Raw genomic sequence first — 25,352 nt, forward strand, 5'->3', positions numbered from 1 at the left:
GAAGCCAAAGCATGTTTACCACTTCATTAAGGTCAGCTATTCATAAGAATCTCCATTGTTCGCTGTAGCGGGCTCCCATCCTACTTTCTCGGCCCATAAGTCGGCAGCGTGATAGATAAGATGAAATGCTGGTTCTTTTAGGAAAAGGTATCCATCTATACTATTCGGAAACAGTTTCGCAGCGCGGCACTTTAACAGCTCATATTCCTCACGTGCATGATCATTTGCGCAGAGATAATCTCGAAATAACAACGCAAATCGGGCATTGAATCGGCCAGCTTGACGCACATGTATATGAGCGCGTCGTTCACCTAGTGGCTCACGTATGTAGCGTTTGCGCAGTTCTGGAGATTGGGACGGTAAACCATGAAATTCATCGTATTCAAATGATTTTCTTGGTTGAAAACCGGCCTTCTCTAAGGAATTTATTAGGACAGCTGTATCCTTAATATTCGCCACAGTTAATTGTATATCAATTATATCCTTGGCAGACAGAGAGGGCACAGCTGTAGAGCCAATGTGGTCGATGCGTAGTACAGCATCACCAGCAATAGTGTGAATACGCTTAGCCATATCAGTGTACTCTCTAGCCCAAGACGCTTGATGTGGTAGAAGCACTACAGGCCGGGAGCTTGTAAACTGATGAAAAATAAGCATCTGCTACACCTTAGCGGTTTTTATACTCGTTTACCTCTTTCAGAAATTCATCAAATAGGTACTCCGTATCCTCCGGCCCGCCAGCGGCTTCGGGGTGGAACTGGGTGGAGAAGAAGGGCTTGGTTTTGTGCTTAATGCCTTCGCAGGTGCCGTCGTTGAGGTTCTCGAACAACATTTCCCACTCAGCGGGTAGTGTGTCAGTGTCTACCGCGAAGCCGTGGTTCTGGCTGGTGATGTAGCAGCGCTGGGTGCCGGTGAGCTTCACGGGCTGGTTGTGGCTGCGGTGGCCGTATTTCAGCTTGAAGGTGTCGCCGCCCGCCGCCAGGCCCATGAGCTGGCTGCCGAGGCAGATGCCGAAAATGGGCTTGTCCTGGGCCAGGGCCTTTTGCAGGTGCCGGATGGTGGCCTCGCACATTTTGGGGTCGCCGGGGCCATTACTTAGGAACAGGCCGTCGTAGTCGAGTTTGGTGAAGTCGTAGTCCCAGGGCACGCGAATCAGCTCCACGTCGCGGTTGAGGAAGCAGCGGATGATGTTGGTCTTGGTACCGCAGTCGACGAGCACGATTTTGTTCTGGCCGTGGCCGTAGTGCTTTACCTCGATAGGGCTCACCTTGGATACCAGGTTTTCCTGGTTGGGGTCGTGGAACTCTATATTTTCCTCGGCTACAACCTTACCCAGCATCGCGCCTTTCTCGCGCAGCTTCTTGGTGAGCATCCGGGTATCGACGCCGAAGATGCCGGGGATATTGTACTCTTTCAGCCAGTCGCCGAGGCTTTTGGCGGCATTCCAGTGGCTATGCTCCTCGGAGTAATAGTTGACAACCAGACCAGAAATATGAATCTTATCCGACTCGAAAATCTTGGAAATCGACTCGTACAGCTCCTCGCCGGGCACGCCGTAGTTGCCCACCATGGGGGTGGTGAGCACCAGAATCTGGCCGGCGAAGGACGGGTCGGTGAGGTTTTCGGGGTAGCCGGTCATGGCCGTGCTGAACACTACTTCGCCCGCGGCGGAGGTGAAGGCCCCAAAGGATTCGCCTTCGATGGAGGTGCCGTCTTCGAGGACTAGCTTTACTTGGTTCATTCTAGGTTATGGTTGTGCTGTAGAGACGCGACACTTCGCGTCTCAATCGTTGCTGACGTTGGCGGGCCTGCGGTTTAGTGCGAGCCGTTCAACGACGAGACGCGAAGTGTCGCGTCTCTACACCGTTCTAATCCAGCGCTGATGGTTCCTGAATGGCGGTTACCAAATTCTCCGTCAGCGCGTAGAGCGCCTGCAAAAAACGGTCAACCTCGGCCCGCGTGATGTTCAGCGGCGGCAGCAGCCGTAGCACTGTGGGGTCCGAGGCATTACCTACGAAAACATGGTAGTCCGACAGCAGTTTGTCGCGGATTTCCTTGATGGGGAAGTCGTATTTGATGCCCACCATCAGGCCGCGGCCACGGATTGCTTCGGCGCCGGCGTGGGCCAGCAGCTCAATGCGGAGGTAGTCGCCCAGCTCGGTGGCGTGGGTCAGCAGATTTTCGCCTTCGATGACTTCAAGCACGGCCAGGGCGGCGGCGCAGGCCAGGTGGTTGCCACCGAAGGTGGTGCCCAGCAAGCCGTAGGACGCCTTATACTCGGGCGCAATGAGGATACCGCCGATGGGGAAGCCGTTGCCCATACCTTTGGCCACGGAAATGACGTCGGGGCGAATGCCGGCGTGCTGGTGCGCGAAGAACTTGCCGCTCCGGCCGTAACCGCTCTGCACCTCGTCGGCAATCAGCAGCGCGCCGTGCGTTTTGCAGAGTGCCGCCAAGCCTTCAAGGAACTCATCGGAAGGCATAATAATGCCCCCTACGCCCTGAATTGGCTCGATGATGACGGCGCAGACATCGCCAGCTTGCAGCGTCGTTTCTACCGCCGCCAAGTCGTATTCCAGGAAGCTGATATGGTGCCCGGCGTTAAAAGGAGCCACAATTTTGGCGTTATCCGTAGCTGCCACCGCGCCCGAGGTACGGCCGTGAAACGCGCCTTTAAACGCCACCACGCGCTTTTTACTGGTGTGGAAAGAAGCCAGTTTCAGCGCATTCTCGTTGGCCTCGGCTCCGGAGTTGCACAAGAATAGCGTGTAGTCATCATAACCCGACACTTGGCCCAACTTCTCGGCCAGCTCCCGCTGAATCGGAATCTGCACCGAATTTGAGTAGAAGCCGATATTCTGCAGCTGCTCCGTGAGGCGCTGCACGTAGTGCGGGTGGCTGTGGCCGATGGAAATCACGGCGTGGCCGCCGTAGAAATCCAGGTATTCCTGGCCGTTTTCATCCCACAGCGTTGCTCCCAGCGCCTTTACCGGCGTGATGTTGACGAGCGGATAAACGTTGAAAAGCTCCATTCAGCTAGTATTTTTTGAATGTAAACTTATACATCCTGTTTTTCGAGAAAAGGTATAGAGTATCAGCATAGGGAGATTTCACAACAGAATCATTTACTGCAGCTAAGGCAATGAAAGATTTGAAGTCGTTTGAGCGCCCGTCAGCCATTAGACTTGTTCCCAAATAGTAATTTTGAGAATGCTTGATGTACATACGATAACAGATGACCGGCAAATGCGGGCGTTAACGGGCTTGGACCTGGCCGCTTTTTGCGCCTTGTCCGAGCCATTCGTGGCGGGCTGCCAGCAAGAAGCCGATGCGCGTTTTTCGGAGCAGCGGCCCCGTCAGCGCCGGGCCGGCGGCGGGCGCAAGGGTGTGCTGGCCAGCCCGGAACAGAAACTATTGTTCATTCTCTACTACCTGAAAGCCTACCCCACGTTTGACGTGCTGGCCGCCACCTTTGGCCTGCCCCGCTCCAAAGCCTGCGAACACGCTCACCGCCTGGCCAAGGCCCTGGAGCGCACCTTGCGCACGCTTGGGGTGCTGCCGGCCCGCGCCATCGACTCGCTGGCCCAGATGCAGGCCGTGTTTGCCGACGTGTCCGTGTTGCTGCTCGACGCCACCGAACGCCCGTACCAGCGGGCGCAGGCGGCGGCGGACCGGCCGGCCGACTACTCGGGCAAAAAAAGGCCCACCCGTAAAAACACGCTCATCGCCGACCCGATGCGCTACATCCACTACCTGGGACCGACCGCCAACGGGACCACGCACGATTATCAGATGCTCAAAACCGAATTTGACGCCAACCTGGGCTTGCTTGATTTGTTCCAGATGCTGGCCGATTTGGGCTATCTGGGCCTCGTCGCCGACTATGACGTGGTCCCCGAGAGCCTGCCCCACCGCAAGCCCCGGCGCAGCAAAAAAACCCGCGCACGTCCCTGACCGAACCCCACCGCACCGCCAATCAAGCGCATGCCCGCCGGCGCGTCACGGTCGAGCATGCCATCAGCGGGGCCAAGCGCCTGGGCTGCGTCACGCAAGTCTACCGCAACAAATCCGCCTCCTTTAACGACCGAATTATGGCGCTGGCCTGTGGCATTTGGAATTGGCATCTGACCAAAAAGAAAGAAGCTATTTAGGAACACGTCTATTGGATAAAAATCAAATGCATCGCCATTTACGCTCATTCCTGTACCTATTTTCGTCGGATGTATTTCTGTAATTCTCCCACAGATTGGCGCACTGTTAAATTGGTCAAATTCCTGCTTTGCTACATTCAGTGAATTTGGTATGCCTGATTCAAACCAAATCATCAAGATGATTAAAAATATTACTCCCAATAGCTTGCGTCGCTGGGCTTTGCCTGCTGAGCTAGATAAGTCTTCAATCATCAGTAGATAAGCAAAAACCTATAACAATCCCGCTTTCAAGTTCAACCCCGTCGTCTCCGGTAGCCCAAACAGCAAATTCATATTCTGCACCGCCTGGCCTGATGCGCCTTTCACCAGATTATCAATTACCGAGGTAATTAATAACTGCTTGCCCTGTTTCTGAACATGCAGCAGGCACTTGTTGGTGTTCACCACCTGCTTGAGGTGAATTTCCTGGTCCGAAACCGTGGTGAACGGCGCGTCGGCGTAGAACTTCTGGTACAGCGCCCGCGCCTCGTCCTGCGTCAATTCCGACGGCGTGTAGACGCTGGCGAAGATGCCCCTGGAGAAATTGCCGCGGTACGGGATGAAGTGAATATCAGCCTCTGACTGCGGCTGGAGCTGCGCCAGGCTCTCCCTTATTTCGCCGAGGTGCTGGTGAGTAAAGGGCTTGTAGATGGACACATTGTTGATGCGCCAGGAGAAATGCACCGTTTCCGATAGGCTCTGGCCCGCGCCCGTGCTGCCCGTAATGGCCGAGACGTGGATGTCGTCGGTGAGCATGCCGGCCTTCGCCAGCGGCAGCAGCGCCAGCTGAATGGCCGTGGCGAAGCAGCCGGGATTAGCAATGCTCTGAGCCCGCTGGATGCGGCTTTTATTCAGCTCCGGCAGGCCGTACACGAACTCGCGGCCTTCGAACTCGGCGTCCGCGTTCAGGCGGAAATCATTGCTGAGATCGATGATGTGGGTGGTTTCCGGCAGGTCGTGCTTCGCCAGCCACGCTTTCGAATTGCCGTGGCCCAGGCACAGAAATACCACGTCCTCGTCGCCAGCCAGCTCCGAGGCAAACACCGCCTCCGTTTCGCCCACCAGGTCGTCGTGGACCTGGTAGATGGGGTTGCCGGCGTTGGAGGAGCTCACAATGCCCCCCAGCTCTACAAACTCGTGGTGCAGCAGAATGCGGATCAGCTCCCCGGCCGTGTAGCCGGCCCCGCCGACGATGCCTGCTTTAATCTTCGCCATTGAAGCTGCTGTGGATTTTGAGTTGGTTGCTGAATATTTTGATGAAGCCCTGCGCGTCGCGGGCATCCCAGGCGTCGTTTTCCTCGCCGTACGTCGCCACTTTAGACCGCATCATATCAAACTTAGAGTCGATGCCCTGAAGCTCAAATTGATAGGGCTTCAGCTTGATGAATACCTTGCCTGAAACGCGGGCCTGCGACGACTCCAGGAAAGCTTCCATGTCACGCATCACCGGGTCGAGGTATTGGGCCTCGTGCAGCAGCGTGCCATACCAGTTGGCGATGTAGTCCTTGTGCAGCAGCTGCCAGCGCGAGGACGTGTGCTTTTCCAGCAGGTGGTGGGCTTTAATGAGGATCAGCGGAGCCGGGGCTTCAAAACCCACGCGGCCTTTGATGCCCAGAATCGTGTCGCCTACGTGAGTATCGCGGCCGATAGCATACTTGCCTGCTAACTCGTTCAGTTCCTGAATAAGCTGCACGGGGGGCATTTTTGTGCCGTTTAGCGCTACGGGTTCCCCTCTCTCGAAGGTGACTTCGATGGAAGTGGGCTCAGTTTGCTGAAGCTGAGTCGGGTAAGCTGTTTCGGGTAGGGCCTGGTGCGAAGTCAGGGTTTCTACGCCACCCACGCTGGTGCCCCAGATGCCTTTGTTGATGGAATATCTGGCCTTTTCCCAACTCATCTCTACGCCGTGGTTGCGCAGGTACTCAATCTCGGCTTGGCGGGAGAGCTTCTGGTCGCGGATGGGCGTGATGATTTCGGTCTGGGGGGCAATTACCGAGAAGGCCACATCGAAGCGCACCTGGTCGTTGCCGGCGCCGGTGCTGCCGTGGGCGATGTAGTCGGCCTTGTGCTCACGGGCATACTCGGCCAGCGCCAAGGACTGGAACATGCGCTCGGCACTCACGGAGAGCGGATACGTGTCGTTCTTCAGCACATTACCGAACAGCAGATAGCGCAGGCAGTCCTGGTAGAAGCGCTCCGTAATGTCAATAACCTCGTGCTTGGTGGAGCCCAGCTCGTAAGCGCGTGTCTCAATCTGTTGCAGCTCTTCGGCAGAAAAGCCCCCCGAGTTGACAATGACGGTGTGTACTTCCAGGCCTAGCTCCTTGGTCAGGTACACCACGCAGTACGACGTATCCAAGCCGCCGCTGTACGCTAAAACTACTTTTTTCATTTGTTGGAAATGGCGTTTTTGAGGCAGTTCTGCTCTGTTTGGGTGTCATGCTCCATCTCGCGTCCGCCTGTCGAAGCATCTCTACTGGTTAGTAATCAATGCCAGTGCAACGAAGCAGTAGAGATGCTTCGACTCCGCTCAGCATGACCGCCTACTTTAGTGACAATACTATTGCACGCGAGAGGCTTCGCGCCGTATGACGTTCTTATTTCTCCTGACTTAAAATCTCGATTGTCTGCTGGCTGAACTGGTCGTTCAGCGTATCGTAGACCATGCCGGTGCAGAGGCACATTTTGCGGTCATTCTCCATAAGGATGGGGTAGTTTTTGCAGCTGGAACATCCCTTCCAGAAGTCGTCGCTCCGCGTTAGCTCCGTGAAGGTCACGGGCTTATACCCCAGCTCGGTATTGATTTTCATCACCGCCAGGCTGGTGGTAATACCGAAAATTTTTGCCGCCGGGTATTTGGTGCGCGAAAGCTTGAACACTTCGTGCTTAATGGCGCGGCCCAGGCCCTCCTTGCGCAGGGCCGTATTCACGATCAGGCCTGAGTTGACCACAAAATTGTTGTTCTCATAGGTTTCGATGTAGCAGAAACCAGCAAGCTCGTCGTCGATAAAGGCGATAATGGCGTCGCCTTTCACCATTTTCTGGCGGACGTAGTCGGGGTTGCGCTTGGCAATGCCAACGCCCCGCTGTTTGGCCGATTCCTCGTACCATTGACAAAGTGTTTCCACGTACCGAGCGTCGTCGGCATTGGCTACGCGTATCATCATGGGATAAAAAATGGGGTGCCTTATGGCAGATAAAACGGATTGAGAGAAGGAATGGCGGAGCTTGCGGACAAGCCTACGCGGCAACCGGAACCGGTTTCGGGGAAATAAAACCCGGAAGAAAGAGTTGGCTGGCTTAGGTCTCGCTAGGACCCGGAAGGTTATTAGCTAGGCGAGAAAAGGCGCCCTATGGCTTACACTCGTGTCAATAATGATTCGTAGAACTTCTCTTTAGCGGGGTTATTTTGGGATGCCCCGTGCCGGTTTTTGACGTACTAAAAACGCAGGCAAACTATTGCAGCCAGCTCTTAAGCTGGCATTGTTCGCACGACCAGGGTGGTCGGCAGCAGACGTGCAATAGAGGAGAGAAGAATCATGACAGCTGCCGTAGGGCGGGTAGTATTTATGCGGTTTAAATGGAATAGGCCGCTAAATCGTTGCAAAATTAGACGTTTTTTTGGAAACTTTACCCGTCCGGCTTTAAAAAAGTGTTACGCTTTCTCTGCTTCGGCGGCAGTAGGCAACTGAATTTTCCGCAAACCCGGCCTATACAGACCAGAGCGCCCCATTTTACCTTTTTACCTGCATGAGCGAAGTCCTGAAAATATTTAAGATTGGTGGTGGAATCATTGATGACACGGCGCAGCTCAGCCGGTTTCTAACGCAGCTGGCGCAGCTGGGGGGCAAAAAAATCGTGGTGCACGGGGGTGGTAAAGGAGCCAATGAGCTGCTCACTACGCTCGGCATGTTGCCCAATATGGTAAATGGTCGTCGCATCACCGATGCGGCCACTTTGGACGTGGTGACTATGTTTTATGCGGGCAAAACCAACAAGCAAATTGTGGCCTTGCTTCAGCAGGCGGGCGTAAATGCGCTGGGTCTGTCTGGTGCCGACGGCAACATTATTCGGGCCAGCAAGCGTCCCGTGGGGGAAATTGACTATGGTTTTGTAGGCGATATTAATGAACACAGCGTAAACACCGCGTTACTGCAACACCTGCTTGACGTGGACCTGACGCCCGTATTCTGCGCTATTACCCACGATGGAAACGGCCAGCTGCTCAACACCAACGCCGACACTATTGCCAGTACGCTGGCGTGTGCGCTGGCTACGTTTTACCAAGTAGAGCTGCATTTTTGCTTCGAGAAAGACGGCGTGTTGGCCGATGCAAAGGATGAAAGCTCTGTGATTCCGCAAATCACATTCGGGCAATACCATGAGCTCAAAACCCGTGGCGCCATTGCGGCCGGCATGGTACCCAAGCTCGACAACGCCTTTGCCGCGCTAGACGCAGGCGTGGAGCGGGTTGTCATCGAAAACGCGCTGAAAATCAATGAACCGGTAAAAACGATTTTATGTCGGTACTGATCGAGCAGCTTTCTGAAGACGCTATTGCGTTACTAATTAAGCTGATTCAAACACCTTCTTTTTCGCGGGAGGAAGACAAAACGGCCGACTTGATTTTTGGGTTTCTAACTGCGCACGGCGCTCAACCTCAGCGCTCAGGCAACAATGTCTGGGTGGTGTCGCAGCATTTTGCCCCCCACAAGCCTACCATCCTGCTCAACTCTCACCACGACACCGTGAAGCCCGGCGCGAGCTGGACTACCGATCCTTTTGGTGCCGAAGTAGCTGGCGACAAGCTTACTGGCTTGGGCAGCAACGACGCGGGCGCATCGGCGGTAAGTCTGCTGGCCACGTTTCTTTATTTCGAGCAGAATCCACCGTCTTTCAACCTCATCTGCGCCATTACCGCTGAAGAGGAAATTTCGGGAGCCAATGGCATTCGCAGCATTTTGCCCCAATTAGGTAAAATTGACTTAGGCATCGTAGGCGAGCCAACGCAGATGGACTTAGCTATTGCGGAAAAAGGCTTGATAGTGTTGGATTGTGTGGCCCACGGTCGCACCGGCCACGCCGCCCGCGATGAAGGCGAAAATGCCCTCTACAAGGCCCTAGACGACATGCTGTGGCTGCGCAACTACCGTTTCCCCAACGAGTCAGAATTATTGGGACCGGTGAAAATGACAGTGACGCAGGTGCAGGCGGGCACCCAGCACAACGTGGTGCCGGATACGTGTCGGTTCGTGGTCGATGTGCGGGCCAACGAGCTGTATTCCAACGAGGAAATAGTGCGCATTGTGCGGGAGCACGTGCAGGCCGACGTCACGCCGCGGTCCGTGCATTTGAACTCCTCGCGCATCGATCCAACGCACCCATTAGTAGTCCGGGGGGCAAAGTTGGGTCGTAAGCTGTTCGGCTCCGCTACACTGTCTGATCAGGCTGTGATGCCGTTTAACACAATTAAGCTCGGTCCCGGCGATTCGGCCCGCTCCCACACCCCCAACGAATACATCTACCTTAGTGAGGTGAGAGCCAGCATTAAAGGCTACATCGAGCTGCTGGAAGGCTTTCAATTTTAACTCGTTTGGTGTAGAGACATATACTTGTGTCTCGTCGTTGCGGTCGTTATTTACCTGAGTGGGTATTCACCTAATGGCGCGGTTGTTAGTCGTTCAACGACGAGACACAAGTATGTGTCTCTACACCTTACGCAAACAGTTGCTTCGATATGAAAATCTGGGAAAAGGGCATAGCCGTTGATGAGAAAATAGAGCGATTCACCGTCGGCAAAGACCGGGAGTTGGATATGTACCTAGCTCCTTTCGACGTGCTGGCCTCTAAGGCGCAGGCCGTGATGCTGGCGCAGGTTGGGCTGATTTCCGTTGGGGAAAAAGACCAGCTCGTGCAAGGACTCGATGAGTTGGAGGCTGAAATTGTGGCTGGCCGCTTCGTTATTGAGGACAGCTTTGAGGACGTCCACTCCAAAATCGAGTTCTACCTAACCGAGAAATTTGGCGACGCCGGCAAGAAGATTCACACCGCCCGCTCCCGCAACGACCAGGTACTGACGGCCATCCAGCTTTTCCTGAAAGACTATACTGAGCAGGCCGCCGCGAAAATCATGGCGCTGGTGGATATTCTGCTGCAAAAAGCCGAAACCCATCAGGCCGACTTGATGCCCGGCTACACGCATTTTCAGGCCGCCATGCCCAGCAGCTTTGGCTTGTGGTTTTCGGCCTACGCCGAGCATTTGTTGCTGGACATTGCGCTGTTCGAGGCCGCGCACACCGTCGCCGACCAAAACCCTTTAGGATCGGGGGCGGGCTTCGGCAGCAGCTTCCCCATTGACCGGAAGCTGACGACTCAGGAAATGGGCTTCGGCCACTTGGCGGTTAGTGCCGTGGGCGCGCAAATGCTACGCGGCAAAACCGAGAAGACGCTGGCCTTTGCGCTGGCCGGCGTGGGGGCTACGCTCTCGAAGTTGGCTTATGATCTGGTGCTCTACAACAGTCAGGATCTGGCGTTTGTAGAATTGCCCCCCGCCTTCACGACGGGTTCCAGCATCATGCCCCATAAGAAAAACCCGGATGTTTTTGAGCTGGTGCGGGCCCGCTGCAATGCCTTGCAGGCCCTGCCCACTACCATCACGCTCTGCGTGAATAACCTGCCCAGCGGCTACCACCGGGACTTCCAGTTATTGAAAGAGTTGCTTTTCGAGCCAATGATGCAGTTTGTGGATATTCTGGACATGCTGATATTCGCTTTGCCGCAATTGAAAATCAAGCCTGACTTGCTGAACCAGGCCAAATATGACGGTGTTTTCTCCGTAGAAAATATCAATCAGCTTATTCAGGCGGGGGTCCCTTTCCGGGAGGCTTATCAGCAGGTAGGCCGGGCAGTGAACGACGGTAGCTACGCGCCGCACCGGGAGTTTGCCACCACCCACTTGGGTAGCGTTCACAATTTGGGACTAGCCGAAATTCGGGCAAAAGCGGAGCAAGTGCAGCAGCGGAGCGCCGTATTGCAGCGCCCCCAAAGCGGAGCTTAGCGGCAGGGTATCCGCTTTGCTTTTGCCCCCAGTCCTGCCTACCTTTGGTAAAAAGCCCCCCAGGCCTACTGCCTGACTTCTGCGGCTCGTTTTTCGTTTTGCTTTTCCATGTTACAACCTGATATACAATACCTAACAACGCATGGCGCCGTGCAGGGCGCGGCCGATGCCATGCGTAAAGCCCCGCGCGTGGCCGTGGATCTGGAGTTTGATGATATGCGCCACCGCTACGGCCGCAACCTTGCCCTGATCCAGATCTTTGACGGTTCAACCGCCTACCTGATTGACCCGCTGCCGCTCACCAATCCGGCTGAAGAGCTGGAGCCTATCTGGGAGTTGTTGCGCGACCCCGCCATTGAGAAAGTGTTTCACAGCTGCAAGTCGGATATTCTATTGCTGGATGAGCTGTACGGCGTGCACGTACGCCACATCACCGATACCAGCGTGCAGTACACGCTGCTGGCCGAAGCTGATAACAACATTTCTTTGGGCCGCCTGATTCAAAGTGAGTTAGGTTTGGAAGTAGATAAAGGCGAGCAGAAGTCGAACTGGCTGAAGCGCCCGCTTACGGAGGCGCAAAAAGTGTACGCGGCCAATGACGTCATTTATCTTTTTGAGCTGGCTGACCGGCTCAACGCCAAACTGGAAGCGCTGGGCCGGGCGCATTGGGCCGTTGAAGAGAATGCCGCTTTAGAATCGGTGCGCTACACCCGCGACGAGCGTCCTTACCTGCGTATTGCCGGCAAATACCGTATTCTGCCGGATGAGCTGCCCTTGTTCCGTGACCTCTACATGCTGCGCGACCAAGTGGCGAAGCAACTGGATCGGCCGCCTTACATGGTGTTTGCCAACGACCGCCTCTCCGAGCTCGTGCGCGACACGCCCCGTGACCTCAACGACTGGAAAGCCGCTCGTGGCCTGCACCCGGAGCTGAAGCGTGCGCCCTACCTCGACCAACTCGCCGCGCTTTCCTCTGATACATTTGCACCCGTACCCGAGCCCGCCGCTACCGGTGAGCAGCGGCGCTTCCCGTTTCGGCGGCGACTGAACGGTGAGAAAGCCGCCCGCGCTGATGCTCGCGAGCAGCTTTTGCTTCAGTTAAAGACTCATATCACAACTGATATAAATAGCTACGTTGCTAACCTTGTTCTCTCCAATCGTCTTGTGGCAGATATTATTGAGCTAGGCACCGAAAAAGTGCTGCGTCCCTGGCAACAAACTATTCTGCTCGAGACCGCGCAACGTCATTCGCTGGATTATGCTCTGATTGCAGAGCCTTTCGATCAGGCTGTACAATCGTAAAGTACTGTTTTTTCTTTTGCGACTTACCATGTAAAGCCAAGGTCGTTGTTTCTAACGCATGTAGCGCGAACTTTCAGTTCGCGTATCGGTGCAGTAGTTGAACAAGCTGTTGCAAAACGCCCCCAACGTGTCGTTCAACGATACGCGAACTAAAAGTTCGCGCTACATGCGCTTTAAACAACGACGCACCAAGCTCCAGCTTGGCGTTACATGGAGAACTGAGCTTCCTCCGTTGAGCCAACCAGGGCGGCTGTGCTGGTTTTGCCCCCCGACACTACATTTTGGACGGCATCGAAGTAGCCAGTACCCACAAAAGCCTGGTGCTTTACAGCTTTGAAGCCTTTCTTCTGCAGGACAAATTCCCGCTCCTGCAACTCTGAGTAGCCGGCCATACCCCGTTCGCGGTACGCTTGGGCGAGCTCAAACATGCTGGTATTCAGGGCATGGAAGCCAGCCAGGGTAATAAACTGAAACTTGTAGCCCAGCGCCGCCAGCTCTTCCCGGAAGCTCTCCATCTGCTCCACGCTCAGCTTGCTGGCCCAGTTGAAGGACGGCGAGCAGTTATAAGCGAGCAGCTTGCCCGGATACTGGGCATGAATAGCCTTCGCAAACTGCCGCGCCTGGCCCAGATCGGGGTGCGAGGTTTCCATCCACAACAGATCGGCGTAGGGCGCATAGGCCAGGCCGCGGGCAATGCACGACGCTAAGCCCGGCCGCACCCGGTAAAAGCCTTCGTTGGTGCGGCCATCCTCCGTAATTACAAAGGGCTGGTCGCGCTCATCTACGTCGCTCGTGATGAGGTCGGCGGCATCAGCGTCGGTGCGAGCTACTACTAACGTCGGCACACCCAGCACATCGGCAGCCAGGCGGGCGGCAACCAGTTTGTTGATGGCTTCCTGAGTCGGCACCAATACTTTGCCCCCCAGATGCCCGCATTTCTTCGCCGAGGACAATTGATCCTCGAAATGCACCCCGGCGGCACCGGCTTCAATCATCATCTTCATTAGCTCGAACGCATTCAGATTACCCCCAAAACCAGCTTCCGCGTCAGCCACGATGGGCACCAGCCAATGCACATTGCCATCACCCGTCAGGTTCTGAATCTGGTCGGCTCGGAGCAATGCATTATTGATGCGCTTCACCACGTTGGGCACGCTGTCGGCGGGGTACAGGCTTTGATCAGGATACATTTGACCGGCACCGTTGGCATCGGCGGCTACCTGCCAGCCACTGAGGTAAATGGCGTTCAGGCCGGCCTGTACTTCCTGCACGGCTTGGTTGCCGGTGAGCGCACCTAATCCAGCTACGTATTCCTCGGAGTGCAACAGCCGCCACAAACGCTCAGCCCCCTGCCAGGCCAACGAATACTCAATCTTAATTGAATTTTGCAGCTTCACTACCTCTTCGGCAGTGTAAGGGCGGGTAATGCCTTTCCAGCGTGGATTTGTGGTCCAATCGTGGTCGATAGCGGCGATTCGTTCGAGCTTGTTCATGGCAGTTGTGGTTTAGAAAGTGACGATGGGATTGGGCATGGCACGCCCAGGCTGACTGTAAAGCCAGTTTTTTAAAGGAAAAAGGGGGTTTGGGTGGTACTACGAGTTTCCCGAAGGGTCTCGTAGTACCATTATCGTTGAACAACCTGCGACTGGGAGGCTTTTTCAACTTCAGCAACGATAGTGGTACTACGACTTTAGAGTCGTAGTACCACTGCAGCTTACGCCAACTGTTCGTAAGCAGGCAGCGTCAGAAACTCGGTAAATTCCTTGCTTGTCACGAGGCGGTCGAAGAGGCGGGCGGCTTGCTCATAGTGCCCTAGCGTGAAATGCTCCTCGCCTACCGCTTTGCGCATCAGCGCTATTTGATCGGTGATGAGGCTGCGGTACAGCTCCAGCGTGACGGGGCGGCCGTCTGCGAGAGTTGTGTCGGGTGTATGCAGCCACTGCCACACCTGCGCCCGCGATATCTCGGCTGTAGCTGCGTCTTCCATCAGATTGTAAATCGGCACGCAGCCATTGCCCCCCAGCCAGGCTTCGAGGTAGCGAATAGCCACATCCATGTTAAGCCGCAAACCGGCCTCCGTAATGGTGCCTTCCGGCGCTTGCACTAAGTCGGTAGCCGTTACCCGCACGTCTTCGCGCTTACGCTCTATCTGGTTGGCACCGGGCATAAGCTCATCAAACACCGCAAGCGCTACAGGCACCAAGCCAGGATGCGCCACCCAGGTTCCATCGTGGCCGTTTTTGGCTTCGCGCACCTTATCCTGGCGTACTTTCTCCAGCGCGGCCTCATTGGCTTCCGGGTCATTCTTGATGGGGATTTGAGCAGCCATGCCTCCAATGGCGTGCACGCCCCGACGGTGGCAGGTTTGAATAACAAGCTGGGAGTAAGCGGCCATAAACGGCACCGTCATGGTCACCTGGGCGCGGTCGGGCAGGCGGAAATCAGGATTCAGACCTAAGCGCTTGATGTAGGAGAAGATATAATCCCAACGTCCGCAATTCAGGCCGGCCGAGTGCTCGCGCAACTCATACAGAATCTCGTTTAGCTCAAAGCTGGCGGGCAGCGTCTCAATTAGCACCGTGGCTTTGATACTGCCTTTTGGAATCTTGAGCGACCATTGAGCAATGCCAAACACATCATTCCACAGCCGGGCCTCCAGATGGCTTTCGATTTTGGGAAGGTAGAAATAGGGCCCACTTCCCCGCGCGAGCAACTCGTGGGCATTATGAAAAAAGTACAGGCCAAAGTCAAACAGCGCGGCGCTAATCGGCTCGCCATCCACTAACACATGTTTTTCGAGCAGGTGCCAGCCACGGGGCCGCACCATGAGCGTCGCGACTTCCTCATTCAGGCGGTATTCTTTCGTGGGCGTGTTCAGCGAAATAGTGCGGCGCACCGCATCGCGCAGGTTAATTTGCCCCCCAATGACGTTGGCCCAGGTAGGAGCGTTCGAGTCCTCCAGATCGGCCATGAACACTTTAGCCCCCGAGTTCAGAGCATTGATAATCATCTTCCGCTCCACGGGCCCGGTAATTTCCACGCGGCGGTCGAGCAGATCGGCGGGCAGGGGCGCTACGGTCCACGGCTTTTCCCGGATCAGACGGGTTTCCGGCAGAAAATCAGGGAGCTTACCCGCCGCAAACTCCCGTTGGCGCGCCACCCGACGAGCCAGTAGTTCGCGGCGTGTGCGATCAAAACGCCGGTGCAGCTCGGCTACAAAAGCCAGTGCTGAAGGAGTCAAAATCTCGGCAAACTCTGGCGTGTAGGCTCCCAGCACCTTCACGCGCTCGGGGGCCAGATACCTAGGTGGAGATACTAATGTGTGTGGCTCGGAGAAAGTCATAGCTGAAAGTGGTTTGGCGAGTTGGATGGACTACTCACCAAACATAGTAAAGCGAATTTTATTAAACAAGCGAATATTCGCTAATATTTAATAATCGCTCACAAAGTGTAGATTTGTCAACCTTTCAACACGAAGAATCAAGACAGAAAGAATGATCCTTACTGTCTTATATATTTTGATATGCTGAGTCACGGCCAGATAGTACGATTGATTTTTGGGTTAAAGCTTCGTGAGCTGCGGCAAGAGCGGGGGCTTACTCCCGCCGAGATGGCCCGCGCCTGCGATGTATCGGTTTCGTACCTCAATGAGATTGAAAAAGGCAAGAAGTACCCCAAGGCTGATAAGATTCTGAGCTTAAGCAAAGTGCTGGGTGTGAGCTATGACCAGCTTACTTCGCTCACGCTGAGCCGCAAGCTGGAGCCTATTTCGGAGCTGCTTCAGTCAGATTTGCTCAAGGAATTCCCGCTGGAGATGTTCGGCCTGGACCCGATGCGCATTGTGGAGCTGATTGCTGATGCACCGGCTAAAATGAACGCCTTTATCAGCACGCTGTTTGAGATTGGGCGCAACTACGAGATGCGGCAGGAGCACTTTTTCCTGGCGGCGCTGCGCTCCTACCAAGAGATGCATGACAACTATTTTGAGGAGCTGGAGCAGGATATACGCACCTTCACGGTGGAGCAAAAGCTAAACGCTTCTGCTCCCTTCGACATACAGCAGCTGGAGCGCGTACTGACCGAGAAGTACGGGTATTCGTTGGATCGCATGCTGCTGGGCGAGTACGCTTCGCTGGGTCGGCTGCGGTCGGTGTTTCAGCCCAAAACCCGCCGATTATTGCTGCGGCCCGGTTTAAGTAGTGCGCAGGAAGCCTTTGTGCTTGGGCGAGAAGTAGCATTTCACTACCTCAACCTGCGGGAGCGGCCGTATGTGAATGCCAGCTTCCCGGTGCGCTCTTTTGATGAGGTCCTGAACAACTTCAAGGCGTCTTACTTCGCCGGGGCACTGCTGATGGAGGAAGAAGCGTTGGTGCGGGACGTACAAAAGCTGTTTGATGCTGCAAAATGGGATGAAAGTCACTGGCTGGGCTTGCTGACTAAGTATAATGTGTCGCCGGAGATGTTTATGCAGCGCCTGACCAATTTGCTGCCGCGGCATTTTGGCCTCCAAAGCCTGTTTTTCCTGCGCTTCGACCAAGCAAATGCTACTGCGCCCTACGAGCTGACCAAGGAACTGCACCTATCGCGCCTGCACAACCCGCACGGCAATGAGCTGCATGAGCACTATTGCCGGCGCTGGATTTCGTTGCGCCTCTTGGCCGAGCTGCGCCTGCAAGCGAAGCCGGGGGCGCCCACAGTGGCCATTGGCGCCCAGCGCTCCCGCTATTACGGCACCGACAACGAGTATATCTGCCTGACCTTAGCTCGGGCATCCACGGCAACTGAGCCAGCTGTGAGCGTGACGGTAGGGCTGCTTTGCGATGATAACCTAAAGCGTAAAGTCCGCTTTATTGCCGACCCAGCGATTCCCCTGCGCATCGTGAATGAAACCTGTGAGCGGTGCCCCATTCCTGACTGTGAGGTGCGCTCGGCTCCGCCCGTGGAGATTGAGCGCCAACAGCGGCAGCAGCAACTTGCTGAGGCGGTAGCCGCGCTGGTGCATGGCGCGTAGAAGGCAGTAAAGGCCCCTTTTACAATCAAACCTCCGAAAATGCCCCCCAGCTCCGCAAAAGAACAATTTGACCGTCAGGCATCGCACTACAATGCGCAGTGGAATTCCTGGACGGCCTCTTCTCTGGATTGGCTGCTGACGCAGGCAGCGTGTCAGCCCACCGATACGGTACTGGATGTAGCCACCGGCACGGGATTCACGGCGCTGGCATTTGCCCCCCATGTACAGTCGGTGGTGGGGCTGGATGTATCGCCGGGAATGCTGGCGCAGGCCGAGCAGAATCAAACCAAACAGGGAATTACGAATGTGAGCTGGTGGGAAGGCACGGCAGAGGCGCTGCCTTTTCCGCCGGCTAGCTTCTCCGTGGTTACGTGTCGTATTGCGCCCCACCATTTCCAGTCGGTGCCGACCTTTTTGGCTGAAGTAAACCGTGTATTGATGCCTGGGGGCGTTTTCTACTGGCTGACACTACTATTCCTGATGACGATCCGACGGTTGGTCAATGGCAAAACCGCGTGGAAGCCCTCCGCGACCCATCGCACGCCCGCAACCTGACGCCCGCTGAGTGGCAGCAGGCCCTTACCGATGCGGGACTAACTGCACAAGCTATGTCTTTGGTAAGTAGCACCACGCCTATGTCGCTGAATGACTGGCTGGAAAAAGCGGGCTGCGTGAATGAAGCAGCCGCAGCCGTACGACAAGCTTTCGCCGAAGCGCCGGCCGCAGCCCTAAAAGCGTTTCAAATTCAGCAGGCGGCGCCCAATGACTATACTTTTGTGTGGCAACGTCTCGTTGCGAAGGCAGAAAAAACGGCGTAGGCAACTTCGTCGTGTGTATGAATGATAAGCAGCAGGTTTGACTAAAGTAGCTTCTTCTCCCAACTCCTTCACGCGGCTTCGGCGCCGGCTGGGGGGCATTTTTTTACTGCTGGTTTTGGTGGCGGGTGGTGCGGGCCTGTACGCGGCCTGGCGCGTATGGTGGAAACCCAACGTGGCCGTTTCGCCCTTCGGGCCCGCTTACTTGTATATCCGCACGGGGTCTTCGTTTCAGGCGGTGCTCGACTCCATTCGGCGGCAGGATTTGCTCATAAATCCGGAGACTTTTGCCTGGCTGGCGGAACATCGGGAGTATCCGCGACAGGTGCGGCCTGGCAGGTATCGACTGGAAGGGGGCTTGGGCAATGATGCGCTGCTTGATAAGCTGATTAACGGCGAACAGGATACCGTTGCGTTTGAGCTGAACGCTTTCAAATACAAGCCTCAGCTGGTCGGGCAAATTGCTCCTCAGATCGAAGCCGACTCAGCGAAGGTGCGCGCTTTGCTGCAGAACAACAGCTTTTTGCGCCGCCGCTATCAGCTCGACACAACTACGGTGCTGACCATGTTTTTGCCGGGCCCCTACCGCCTGCTTTGGAATACTTCGGCCGAGCAGTTTCTGGATTCTGCAGCAGCCGTGCATCGTCGGTTCTGGACGCTGGAGCGCCGGAAGCGGGCTGATTCTTTGCGACTTTCGCCGGTGCAGGTGCATGTACTGGCCAGCATTGTGCAGCGCGAAACAGCCAAGCCAGAGGATAAGCCCATTATTGCCGGTGTGTATCTCAATCGGCTGCGCCAGGGTATGCGCCTGCAGGCCGACCCGACGCTGCTGTGGGCGATTGGCAACTTTGGGGTGCGGCGCGTTCTCAACAAAGACAAGTTTGTAGATTCGCCCTATAACACGTACAAGCACAAAGGGTTGCCCCCCGGCCCCATTACCTCGGCCAATCGGCAGAGCTTGAATGCGGTGCTCAAGCCGGCCGCCCACGACTACCTTTTCTTCTGCGCCCGTCCCGATTTTAGCGGCTACTCCGATTTCGCCGCGACCTATGCCGAACACCGCCGTAACGCCCGCCGCTACCAACGCACCCTGGACAGTTTGAAGATTCGGCGGTAAGGCTGCTTATAAGAGAACGTCATGCTGAGCTTGTCGAAGCATCGCTACTGGTTAGTAAACTCAACGAAGCGGGAGAGATGCTTCGACAAGCTCAGCATGACAATACGATTGCACGCGAGATGCTTCGCACTGCTTTGCGTGACGTTCGCTCTTGATAGCCTTCAACTATTTGCTTAATCAAGCTGAATTAATCGTAGCTGAAAGGAGTCGCGGGCGGCGGCTTGCTGGCGGGCTAACGTTTGGTGATACGTCAGGCCGGTGTACTCTGAGTGTTCCAGGAAAAGCAAGGGTGCCGTAAGCTGCAACTCGGGCCAGGCAGCTACTGCCGGCTGGCGGCGCAAGTCATCAAATCGATGCACGCCGGCTACGCGCCAGTAGGCATCAAGCAGCACAAATCGGTAGCCTTGCCGGCGCAGGCTAGGCAATTGTTTTTCATCGGTAACGACACTGACCGACATTGGTGCTGCGAAGGGTGCTACCCCCTGCCCTATCGTGCTGAGCAGCTTATCAACCTTTTGATTTTGTAGCCATGCTGCCACCTGCGGATGGTTGGTAAGCGCATACGAATACACTTCGCGCTCAATACGGTACACATTGAACCCAACTGCCAGCACCACCAGCGCGCCCAAAGCTTTACCAGAAACCAACCGGTGCATACTTAGGAAGGCTAGCGCATAGAATACGCCATAGGCCAGCAGGAGTCCGCGGGGGGCTTTTATGAGCAGCGACATGCCGGCCAGGAAGCAATAGCCCCACACGGCCAGGTAGCGCACCAGGTTAGGCTGCCGCACATGCTGAAACAGCTCCCGCCGCCACAGCACCGGCGCTACCAGCAACGTCAGCAGCACCAGCGGCGACTCGAAGTCGCGCAGGAAATAGAAGTAGTAGAGCAGGTCGAAGCGGAAGATGCCGACGGTACCGGCCAAGTTTGGCTCTCCGCGCATGATGAGGCCATAATAAACTGCTGGCCACTGGCGCTGCAAGGGTAAACCAGCCACCCAGCTCACCAAGCCCAACACTACAAAAGGCGCAACTAAGATTGCTAAAACCCGCCAAACGTTACCGCGCCGAAGCAATAAGCTATCAGCGGCCAGCAACTCAAAGGCAACCAAAATCGGAACAGTAAATAAAAAGCGATAGTTAAAGCCTATGCCCAGCATCAGCCAGATAGTTGCCCGCAGCAAGGTCTGGCGATTGGGCTTTTGCAGGCGATGATAATAAGCCTGGAGCAGGCCGGCAAACACCAGCAGATTACCGGAGTTCATAGTGAAGTCGCGGCCGGAGAAGGTCAGGAATACGGAGGTGCCGATGAATAGTGTTAGTCCGGCTGTTTGCCAAGCCGAAAGACGAGCTTCACGCCCCACGAATGTTGCCAGGCTGCCCACGGCCACCACGGCCAATAAGGCGTTGGCGTGTTGTAAAACGTGAAAATTGCCCCCCAGCCAGACCAAAGGCGTGAAAACCAGATAAAACAGCGGTGCGCCCTGGTGAAATAAATGCGTTAGGTTGCCCACGGCTACTTCCTGCACTATTTGCCAGTTGTATACCGAGTCGTAATCGGGCAGCGCGGCACCTGCCAATCCGTACAGCCGGATGGCGGCCACCACTAGTAAAGCCAGGAAAAGTAGCAACGAACGCTGATTCAAGGGGAATTTAACCGTTAGCGATGAGCGGCCCAAATCAAGCCCTTTCATTTGAGAAGGCAAGATTAAGGGTTTACTTGCAGTGGTACTACGACAGAAACAGTCGTAGTACCACTTGTTCAAATGCGAGCCGTTCAACGATAGTGGTCCTACGACTTTGGAGTCGTAGTACCACACCACGTTATACTTCTTATTGCTTAAAAATGCGCGTAGTAGTTCAGCGGGTGCGTGAGGCACGGGTGGTAGTGGCAGGCCAGACCGTAGGAGAAATTGGGCTGGGACTGCTGGTCTTGGCCGGATTTGCCCCCCACGATGATACAAAGTCCCTCGACTGGATGGCGCGCAAGCTCGTGCAGCTGCGCATCTTCTCCGATGAGGAAGGCAAAATGAACCGCAGCGTGCAGGACACTGGGGGCAAATATTAGTCGTAAGCCAGTTCACGCTGCTCGCCGATGCCCGCAAAGGCAACCGCCCCAGCTACATAGGCGCCGCCCCGCCTCCAGTTGCCGACACGCTCTATCAGCAGTTTGTGCGGCAAGTAGAAAGCCTGCTGGGCCAGCCCGTGCCCACGGGCGAGTTTGGGGCGGATATGCAGGTAAGCTTGCTCAACGATGGCCCAGTGACCCTCGTGCTGGACTCGCCGCCCAGTTGAAAACATTACAGCATGTAGAGACACACCATTTTGTGTCTCGTCGTTGCAGTCGACAGTTGTTCAACGACGAGACACAAAATGGTGTGTCTCTACTAGAGTTTTTATTATTTGATAATCAGCAGATTGAGCAGATATTCTTGAAATGTGCTACTTCGGCGCACAAAGCGAAGGCATCGGTTAGCTTTTCCTTTTTTCTCATCCGGTTGGTTGTACGAAGCACGAAAAACGATTTGAGTCGTGCAATGACATTCTCCACCACGACGCGAAGTGGAGCCAACACCTGATTAATAAGACGTTCGAGTGGCGTGAGTGGATGATTTTTTCGCGCCTTAAAAGGAATAAAAACATACTTGCAGTTAATAAATTTTTTAATACCCACAAAGCCTGCATCCACATGAATCCGATAGTTTTTTAAGGTTATATGTGCGAAAATTTCTTTGAAAATAGTGAAGTCATGCGTTCGGCCACTATAGGCTTTGCTGATCCACAACAGCCGGCCGCTGAGCGAGCAGATGAGCAACCATTTCAGGGTGTGCCTTTTTTTACCACTATAAAATTCCTCCTGAAGCTGCTGATTAGCAGCCCGTTCAATCGGAACTTCGGTTACGTCAATGACTAAATCGTCGATACCCGCGAAGAGGTCGTCAAATTGCGTCTGCTTGGTAAATAAAACGCGTTGTGTCAGGCCTTGTGCTTGCAAAGCTGCTTTTAAACACGGTTTTAGTCGCTCTAAATACTGGCTCACCGCAAATTCAGAAAAGCCGAAGTAGATGGCCATATTATGCAGCGTGGGATAGGCTTTATAGTAGTGCAGAATAAAAAATAAGGCTTCGCGTGTATCGGTTAAAACCGGGTTTGATTTTAGGTAGGGTTGCGGAATTTTGGGTTCATAAAAAGGCGCGAATAGCTCGTAAAGCTGGTCGAACTGAACTTGAGTTAGCCCGGTTGCCGCTTTGTATTGGTTGTCCGTTCGCAGGTTGTGGTAGATGCTGAAAGCCATACAAAAATGAAAAGAACTGTTAATGCCCACAAGCTACTGATTATCAAATAATAAAAAATCTACTATATCGCCAAAAGCCACCCATCTTTTACAACTCTACCTTCCCTCTTATGACCATCGAAGAAGCCCAACAAACCGTCGATACCTGGATTCAGACCACGGGGGTGCGATATTTCAACGAGCTGACCAACATGGCCATGCTCACGGAAGAAGTGGGCGAAGTGGCCCGTATCATTGCCCGTCAGTACGGCGAACAGTCGTTCAAAGAATCCGACAAAGACAAAGTGCTGGCCGACGAGCTGGCCGATGTGCTGTTCGTGGTGATTTGCTTAGCGAATCAAACCGGCGTTAATCTAACTGAAGCGCTGGCGAAGAACCTAGAGAAGAAAACTATGCGCGACGCCACGCGTCACCACGATAATGAGAAGTTAAAGTAGCGCGGAAATCCGTTCCGCGTCGCGCGCAGCGCGAATCCACGCGCTTGCAGCCATTAGCCTACGCCAGACTCTCGCGTTGCTCGACGCGGAACAGATTTCCGCGCTACTAGCTAGGCCGCCACGATTCGGCCTTCCTGCCAAATGGGCACGATGTTGTACTCATCGAGGCGAATACAGAATTCCATATCCTGATTTACCTCCAAGCTATTGAGGCGGCGTACGTGGGCTGATTGGAGCAGGTAGCCCGCGAGGTCGGATTTGGCGATTTGCCATAGATGCAGGGCGGCTAGTGTGGCGTCACTGCTGCTGGTGTCGAAGTCGTTGGCCAGACGTTCGGCCAAAGCGCCACCGTAAAGGGTATCTTCCAAATTGAACATTCCTTTCCAGCCGGCACACACGACAATCACATCCTTCTGCTGCTGGCGCAGGAAATTGACTACCGCTTCCAGATTCAAAAAGGCCCCCAGCACCACAGCATCAGCGTCCAGGGAGAGGTGGATGGCGCGGGTGCCGTTGGTAGTCGTGATAGCTACAGCGCGATTCTGCACCGATACTTTGCCATCGAGGTAGCCAAAGGGCGAATTACCCAAATCGACGCCTTCCACCTGCACGCCGTCGCGCTCAGCGGCGGTGAGGTAGCCCTGGGGGGCAAAAGCCTGGCACTCTGCCAGCTCCGCTACCGGCACGATGTGCGTAACGCCCGCCGCCAGCGCCGTAACCATCGAGGAAGTAGCGCGCAAAATGTCGACCACTACGGCCACCTTCCCACGCAGATTATACAGCGGCAATAGCTCAGGCGAAAGGCAAACGTCGAGAGTAGGCATTGGTATTTATTCATAAATCAGAACGTCATGCAGAGCAAAGCGAAGCATCTCGCGTGCTGATGCAGGATTAGTAATCCCACTACCGCGAGCGAGATGCTTCGCTGTCGCTCTGCATGACGTTCTTTCTGTATAATTCTTACTCCTCGGTGCCTTTTACGAAAGGCAGCTTCACGACCGTAGCGGGCAGGTTTTTGCCGCGCACTTGCACGAAAACTTTGCTGCCGGGCGTGCTGAGCTCCGTTTTTACATACCCCAAGCCAACACCTTTGCCTAACGATGGCGACTGGGTACCGGAAGTTACTTCGCCAATCTTGGTTCCAGCCTCGTCTACCAGCTCGTAGTGGCTGCGCGGAATGCCGCCGCTATCCATCAGAAAGCCAACCAGCTTGCGGCTCACGCCTTGCTCCTTCTGCTTTTTGAGGTTTTCGGCGTTGGTGAAGTCTTTGGTAAACTTAGTTACCCAACCCAGGCCAGCCTCCAGGGGCGAAGTAGCGTCGTCGATGTCGTTGCCGTAGAGGCAATAGCCCATTTCGAGGCGGAGCGTGTCGCGGGCACCCAGACCGATGGGCTTTATACCAAAATCTTTGCCGGCGGCCATGATTTTCTCCCACACTTCGCGGGCGCTTTCATTGGGCACATACAGCTCGAAGCCGCCTGCGCCGGTGTAGCCAGTAGCCGAGATAATGACATTGGGAGCACCAGCAAATGTGCCCTGCACGAAAGAGTAGTACGGAATGCCCCCCAGATCCACGTCGGTCAGGCTTTGCAGCGCGGCCGCCGCTTTGGGGCCTTGCACGGCAAACAGACTGATCTGGTCCGAGATGTTTTCCATCTCCACGCCCTCCGTGTTGTGCTGGCTGATCCAGTTCCAGTCTTTATCAATGTTGGAGGCATTTACCACCAGCAAATAATCATTATCAGCTAAGCGATATACGAGCAAATCGTCCACGATGCCACCTTCATTGTTGGGCAGGCAGGCGTATTGGGCTTTGCCGTCCACGAGCTTGCTGGCGTCGTTGCTGGTTACGCGCTGAATCAGGTCGAGGGCTTTGGAGCCGCGCACCCGAAATTCGCCCATGTGGGATACGTCGAAAATACCGACGGCCCGACGCACCGTGTGGTGCTCGTCGAGGTCGGAAGAGTAGCGCACGGGCATGTTGTAGCCCGCGAAGGGCACCATTTTGGCCCCCAGCTGCTGGTGTACGTCGTTGAGGGTAACGGTTTTGAGGTCTTCGGCCATCAGGAAATGAGTGAGGTACGTGGGTGGGTTCTGGGGGGCAAAACTAGCCAATTCTCGCGGCTGGGCT

The 25,352-nt window shown here is 55.1% G+C and carries 23 protein-coding genes and 1 pseudogene; 12 read left to right on the plus strand and 12 right to left on the minus strand.

Annotated elements, in window-relative coordinates; all coding sequences use genetic code 11:
- Positions 1-36: 36 nt before the first annotated feature.
- The 3 genes from MKZ35_RS11195 to MKZ35_RS11205 form a co-directional block, all read right to left on the minus strand.
- Positions 37-657 (minus strand): GrpB family protein, encoded by a 621-nt coding sequence (locus tag MKZ35_RS11195; RefSeq protein WP_482513372.1) that lies wholly within the window; start codon positions 655-657, stop codon positions 37-39.
- A gap of 10 nt (positions 658-667) precedes the next feature.
- Positions 668-1,741, minus strand: coding sequence for a glutamine-hydrolyzing carbamoyl-phosphate synthase small subunit (gene carA / locus MKZ35_RS11200; RefSeq protein WP_482513373.1), 1,074 nt, complete (start codon positions 1,739-1,741; stop codon positions 668-670).
- A gap of 127 nt (positions 1,742-1,868) precedes the next feature.
- The gene (locus MKZ35_RS11205; RefSeq protein ID WP_482513374.1) at positions 1,869-3,032 is read right to left on the minus strand and encodes an aspartate aminotransferase family protein; all 1,164 of its coding nucleotides are present in this window, start codon (positions 3,030-3,032) and stop codon (positions 1,869-1,871) included.
- Positions 3,033-3,210: 178 nt separating this feature from the next.
- On the opposite strand from MKZ35_RS11205, the gene MKZ35_RS11210 reads away from it, so the two are divergent.
- Positions 3,211-3,954 (plus strand): helix-turn-helix domain-containing protein, encoded by a 744-nt coding sequence (locus MKZ35_RS11210; protein WP_482513375.1) that lies wholly within the window; start codon positions 3,211-3,213, stop codon positions 3,952-3,954.
- Complete coding sequence (locus MKZ35_RS11215) at positions 3,951-4,151, plus strand: hypothetical protein (RefSeq protein ID WP_482514731.1); 201 nt, start codon at positions 3,951-3,953, stop codon at positions 4,149-4,151. The genes MKZ35_RS11210 and MKZ35_RS11215 overlap by 4 nt, the downstream gene beginning before the upstream one ends.
- A 270-nt stretch (positions 4,152-4,421) precedes the next feature.
- On the opposite strand, the gene argC is transcribed toward MKZ35_RS11215, so the two are convergent.
- The 3 genes from argC to MKZ35_RS11230 form a co-directional block, all read right to left on the minus strand.
- Positions 4,422-5,405, minus strand: coding sequence for an N-acetyl-gamma-glutamyl-phosphate reductase (gene argC / locus MKZ35_RS11220; protein ID WP_482513376.1), 984 nt, complete (start codon positions 5,403-5,405; stop codon positions 4,422-4,424).
- A complete protein-coding gene (argG, locus tag MKZ35_RS11225; protein ID WP_482513377.1) occupies positions 5,392-6,579 on the minus strand; it encodes an argininosuccinate synthase in 1,188 nt (395 codons plus the stop codon). Before argG ends, argC begins: the two co-directional genes overlap by 14 nt.
- A gap of 205 nt (positions 6,580-6,784) precedes the next feature.
- Positions 6,785-7,354: a GNAT family N-acetyltransferase gene (locus MKZ35_RS11230; RefSeq protein WP_482513378.1), complete on the minus strand. Its 570-nt coding sequence runs from the start codon at positions 7,352-7,354 to the stop codon at positions 6,785-6,787.
- Between the two features lie 583 nt (positions 7,355-7,937).
- Here MKZ35_RS11230 and argB point away from each other — a divergent pair.
- The 4 genes from argB (at position 7,938) to MKZ35_RS11250 (ending at position 12,546) form a co-directional block, all read left to right on the plus strand.
- Positions 7,938-8,720 carry an acetylglutamate kinase gene (argB, locus tag MKZ35_RS11235; protein ID WP_482513379.1) on the plus strand — a complete coding sequence of 261 codons (783 nt, stop codon included), beginning with the start codon at positions 7,938-7,940 and terminating at the stop codon, positions 8,718-8,720.
- Positions 8,708-9,775 (plus strand): M20 family metallo-hydrolase, encoded by a 1,068-nt coding sequence (locus MKZ35_RS11240; protein WP_482513380.1) that lies wholly within the window; start codon positions 8,708-8,710, stop codon positions 9,773-9,775. Before argB ends, MKZ35_RS11240 begins: the two co-directional genes overlap by 13 nt.
- Before the next feature lie 149 nt (positions 9,776-9,924).
- Complete coding sequence (gene argH / locus MKZ35_RS11245) at positions 9,925-11,244, plus strand: argininosuccinate lyase (protein WP_482513381.1); 1,320 nt, start codon at positions 9,925-9,927, stop codon at positions 11,242-11,244.
- Between the two features lie 108 nt (positions 11,245-11,352).
- Positions 11,353-12,546 carry a ribonuclease D gene (locus MKZ35_RS11250; protein WP_482513382.1) on the plus strand — a complete coding sequence of 398 codons (1,194 nt, stop codon included), beginning with the start codon at positions 11,353-11,355 and terminating at the stop codon, positions 12,544-12,546.
- 206 nt (positions 12,547-12,752) lie between these two features.
- Here the strand turns inward: MKZ35_RS11250 and aceA are convergent, their stop codons facing one another.
- A complete protein-coding gene (gene aceA, locus MKZ35_RS11255) occupies positions 12,753-14,039 on the minus strand; it encodes an isocitrate lyase (RefSeq protein WP_482513383.1) in 1,287 nt (428 codons plus the stop codon).
- 221 nt (positions 14,040-14,260) lie between these two features.
- The gene (aceB, locus tag MKZ35_RS11260) at positions 14,261-15,889 is read right to left on the minus strand and encodes a malate synthase A (protein ID WP_482513384.1); all 1,629 of its coding nucleotides are present in this window, start codon (positions 15,887-15,889) and stop codon (positions 14,261-14,263) included.
- Between the two features lie 180 nt (positions 15,890-16,069).
- Between aceB and MKZ35_RS11265 the strand changes: the two genes are divergently transcribed.
- The 4 genes from MKZ35_RS11265 to mltG are packed head-to-tail and all read left to right on the plus strand — an operon-like array spanning position 16,070 to position 19,489.
- On the plus strand, positions 16,070-17,557 hold the full coding sequence (locus MKZ35_RS11265) for a helix-turn-helix domain-containing protein (RefSeq protein ID WP_482513385.1): 1,488 nt from the start codon (positions 16,070-16,072) through the stop codon (positions 17,555-17,557).
- Between the two features lie 39 nt (positions 17,558-17,596).
- A complete protein-coding gene (locus MKZ35_RS11270) occupies positions 17,597-18,112 on the plus strand; it encodes a class I SAM-dependent methyltransferase (RefSeq protein ID WP_482513386.1) in 516 nt (171 codons plus the stop codon).
- Positions 18,073-18,375, plus strand: coding sequence for a hypothetical protein (locus MKZ35_RS11275; RefSeq protein ID WP_482513387.1), 303 nt, complete (start codon positions 18,073-18,075; stop codon positions 18,373-18,375). Before MKZ35_RS11270 ends, MKZ35_RS11275 begins: the two co-directional genes overlap by 40 nt.
- Before the next feature lie 37 nt (positions 18,376-18,412).
- Positions 18,413-19,489, plus strand: coding sequence for an endolytic transglycosylase MltG (gene mltG, locus MKZ35_RS11280; protein WP_482513388.1), 1,077 nt, complete (start codon positions 18,413-18,415; stop codon positions 19,487-19,489).
- Positions 19,490-19,662: 173 nt separating this feature from the next.
- Here the strand turns inward: mltG and MKZ35_RS11285 are convergent, their stop codons facing one another.
- A complete protein-coding gene (locus MKZ35_RS11285) occupies positions 19,663-21,183 on the minus strand; it encodes a hypothetical protein (protein ID WP_482513389.1) in 1,521 nt (506 codons plus the stop codon).
- Positions 21,184-21,335: 152 nt separating this feature from the next.
- Between MKZ35_RS11285 and dtd the strand changes: the two are divergent.
- A pseudogene (dtd, locus tag MKZ35_RS11290) lies at positions 21,336-21,784 on the plus strand (D-aminoacyl-tRNA deacylase).
- A gap of 115 nt (positions 21,785-21,899) precedes the next feature.
- Here dtd and MKZ35_RS11295 read toward each other — a convergent pair.
- Positions 21,900-22,784 (minus strand): transposase, encoded by an 885-nt coding sequence (locus MKZ35_RS11295; RefSeq protein WP_482511702.1) that lies wholly within the window; start codon positions 22,782-22,784, stop codon positions 21,900-21,902.
- Positions 22,785-22,894: 110 nt separating this feature from the next.
- Between MKZ35_RS11295 and MKZ35_RS11300 the strand changes: the two genes are divergently transcribed.
- Positions 22,895-23,221, plus strand: coding sequence for a nucleotide pyrophosphohydrolase (locus tag MKZ35_RS11300; protein ID WP_482513390.1), 327 nt, complete (start codon positions 22,895-22,897; stop codon positions 23,219-23,221).
- Between the two features lie 110 nt (positions 23,222-23,331).
- Here the strand turns inward: MKZ35_RS11300 and MKZ35_RS11305 are convergent, their stop codons facing one another.
- Together MKZ35_RS11305 and gcvT are read right to left on the minus strand one after the other, a co-directional pair.
- Positions 23,332-24,045, minus strand: a complete 714-nt coding sequence (locus MKZ35_RS11305; RefSeq protein ID WP_482513391.1) for a 2-phosphosulfolactate phosphatase — start codon at positions 24,043-24,045, stop codon at positions 23,332-23,334.
- A gap of 136 nt (positions 24,046-24,181) precedes the next feature.
- Complete coding sequence (gcvT, locus tag MKZ35_RS11310) at positions 24,182-25,285, minus strand: glycine cleavage system aminomethyltransferase GcvT (protein WP_482514735.1); 1,104 nt, start codon at positions 25,283-25,285, stop codon at positions 24,182-24,184.
- Between the last annotated feature and the right edge of the window lie 67 nt (positions 25,286-25,352).

It is taken from the genome of Hymenobacter sp. R533113 (genome assembly GCF_056835965.1).

Excerpts from the sequence above, each read along its gene's own strand:
- MKZ35_RS11195 (WP_482513372.1), bottom strand. The coding sequence starts at position 657 with ATGCTTATTTTTCATCAGTTTACAAGCTCCCGGCCTGTAGTGCTTCTA.
- carA (WP_482513373.1), bottom strand. The coding sequence starts at position 1,741 with ATGAACCAAGTAAAGCTAGTCCTCGAAGACGGCACCTCCATCGAAGGC.
- MKZ35_RS11205 (WP_482513374.1), bottom strand. The coding sequence starts at position 3,032 with ATGGAGCTTTTCAACGTTTATCCGCTCGTCAACATCACGCCGGTAAAG.
- MKZ35_RS11210 (WP_482513375.1), top strand. The coding sequence starts at position 3,211 with ATGCTTGATGTACATACGATAACAGATGACCGGCAAATGCGGGCGTTA.
- argC (WP_482513376.1), bottom strand. The coding sequence starts at position 5,405 with ATGGCGAAGATTAAAGCAGGCATCGTCGGCGGGGCCGGCTACACGGCC.
- argG (WP_482513377.1), bottom strand. The coding sequence starts at position 6,579 with ATGAAAAAAGTAGTTTTAGCGTACAGCGGCGGCTTGGATACGTCGTAC.
- MKZ35_RS11230 (WP_482513378.1), bottom strand. The coding sequence starts at position 7,354 with ATGATGATACGCGTAGCCAATGCCGACGACGCTCGGTACGTGGAAACA.
- argB (WP_482513379.1), top strand. The coding sequence starts at position 7,938 with ATGAGCGAAGTCCTGAAAATATTTAAGATTGGTGGTGGAATCATTGAT.
- MKZ35_RS11240 (WP_482513380.1), top strand. The coding sequence starts at position 8,708 with ATGTCGGTACTGATCGAGCAGCTTTCTGAAGACGCTATTGCGTTACTA.
- argH (WP_482513381.1), top strand. The coding sequence starts at position 9,925 with ATGAAAATCTGGGAAAAGGGCATAGCCGTTGATGAGAAAATAGAGCGA.
- MKZ35_RS11250 (WP_482513382.1), top strand. The coding sequence starts at position 11,353 with ATGTTACAACCTGATATACAATACCTAACAACGCATGGCGCCGTGCAG.
- aceA (WP_482513383.1), bottom strand. The coding sequence starts at position 14,039 with ATGAACAAGCTCGAACGAATCGCCGCTATCGACCACGATTGGACCACA.
- aceB (WP_482513384.1), bottom strand. The coding sequence starts at position 15,889 with ATGACTTTCTCCGAGCCACACACATTAGTATCTCCACCTAGGTATCTG.
- MKZ35_RS11265 (WP_482513385.1), top strand. The coding sequence starts at position 16,070 with ATGCTGAGTCACGGCCAGATAGTACGATTGATTTTTGGGTTAAAGCTT.
- MKZ35_RS11270 (WP_482513386.1), top strand. The coding sequence starts at position 17,597 with ATGCCCCCCAGCTCCGCAAAAGAACAATTTGACCGTCAGGCATCGCAC.
- MKZ35_RS11285 (WP_482513389.1), bottom strand. The coding sequence starts at position 21,183 with ATGAAAGGGCTTGATTTGGGCCGCTCATCGCTAACGGTTAAATTCCCC.
- MKZ35_RS11295 (WP_482511702.1), bottom strand. The coding sequence starts at position 22,784 with ATGGCTTTCAGCATCTACCACAACCTGCGAACGGACAACCAATACAAA.
- MKZ35_RS11300 (WP_482513390.1), top strand. The coding sequence starts at position 22,895 with ATGACCATCGAAGAAGCCCAACAAACCGTCGATACCTGGATTCAGACC.
- MKZ35_RS11305 (WP_482513391.1), bottom strand. The coding sequence starts at position 24,045 with ATGCCTACTCTCGACGTTTGCCTTTCGCCTGAGCTATTGCCGCTGTAT.
- gcvT (WP_482514735.1), bottom strand. The coding sequence starts at position 25,285 with ATGGCCGAAGACCTCAAAACCGTTACCCTCAACGACGTACACCAGCAG.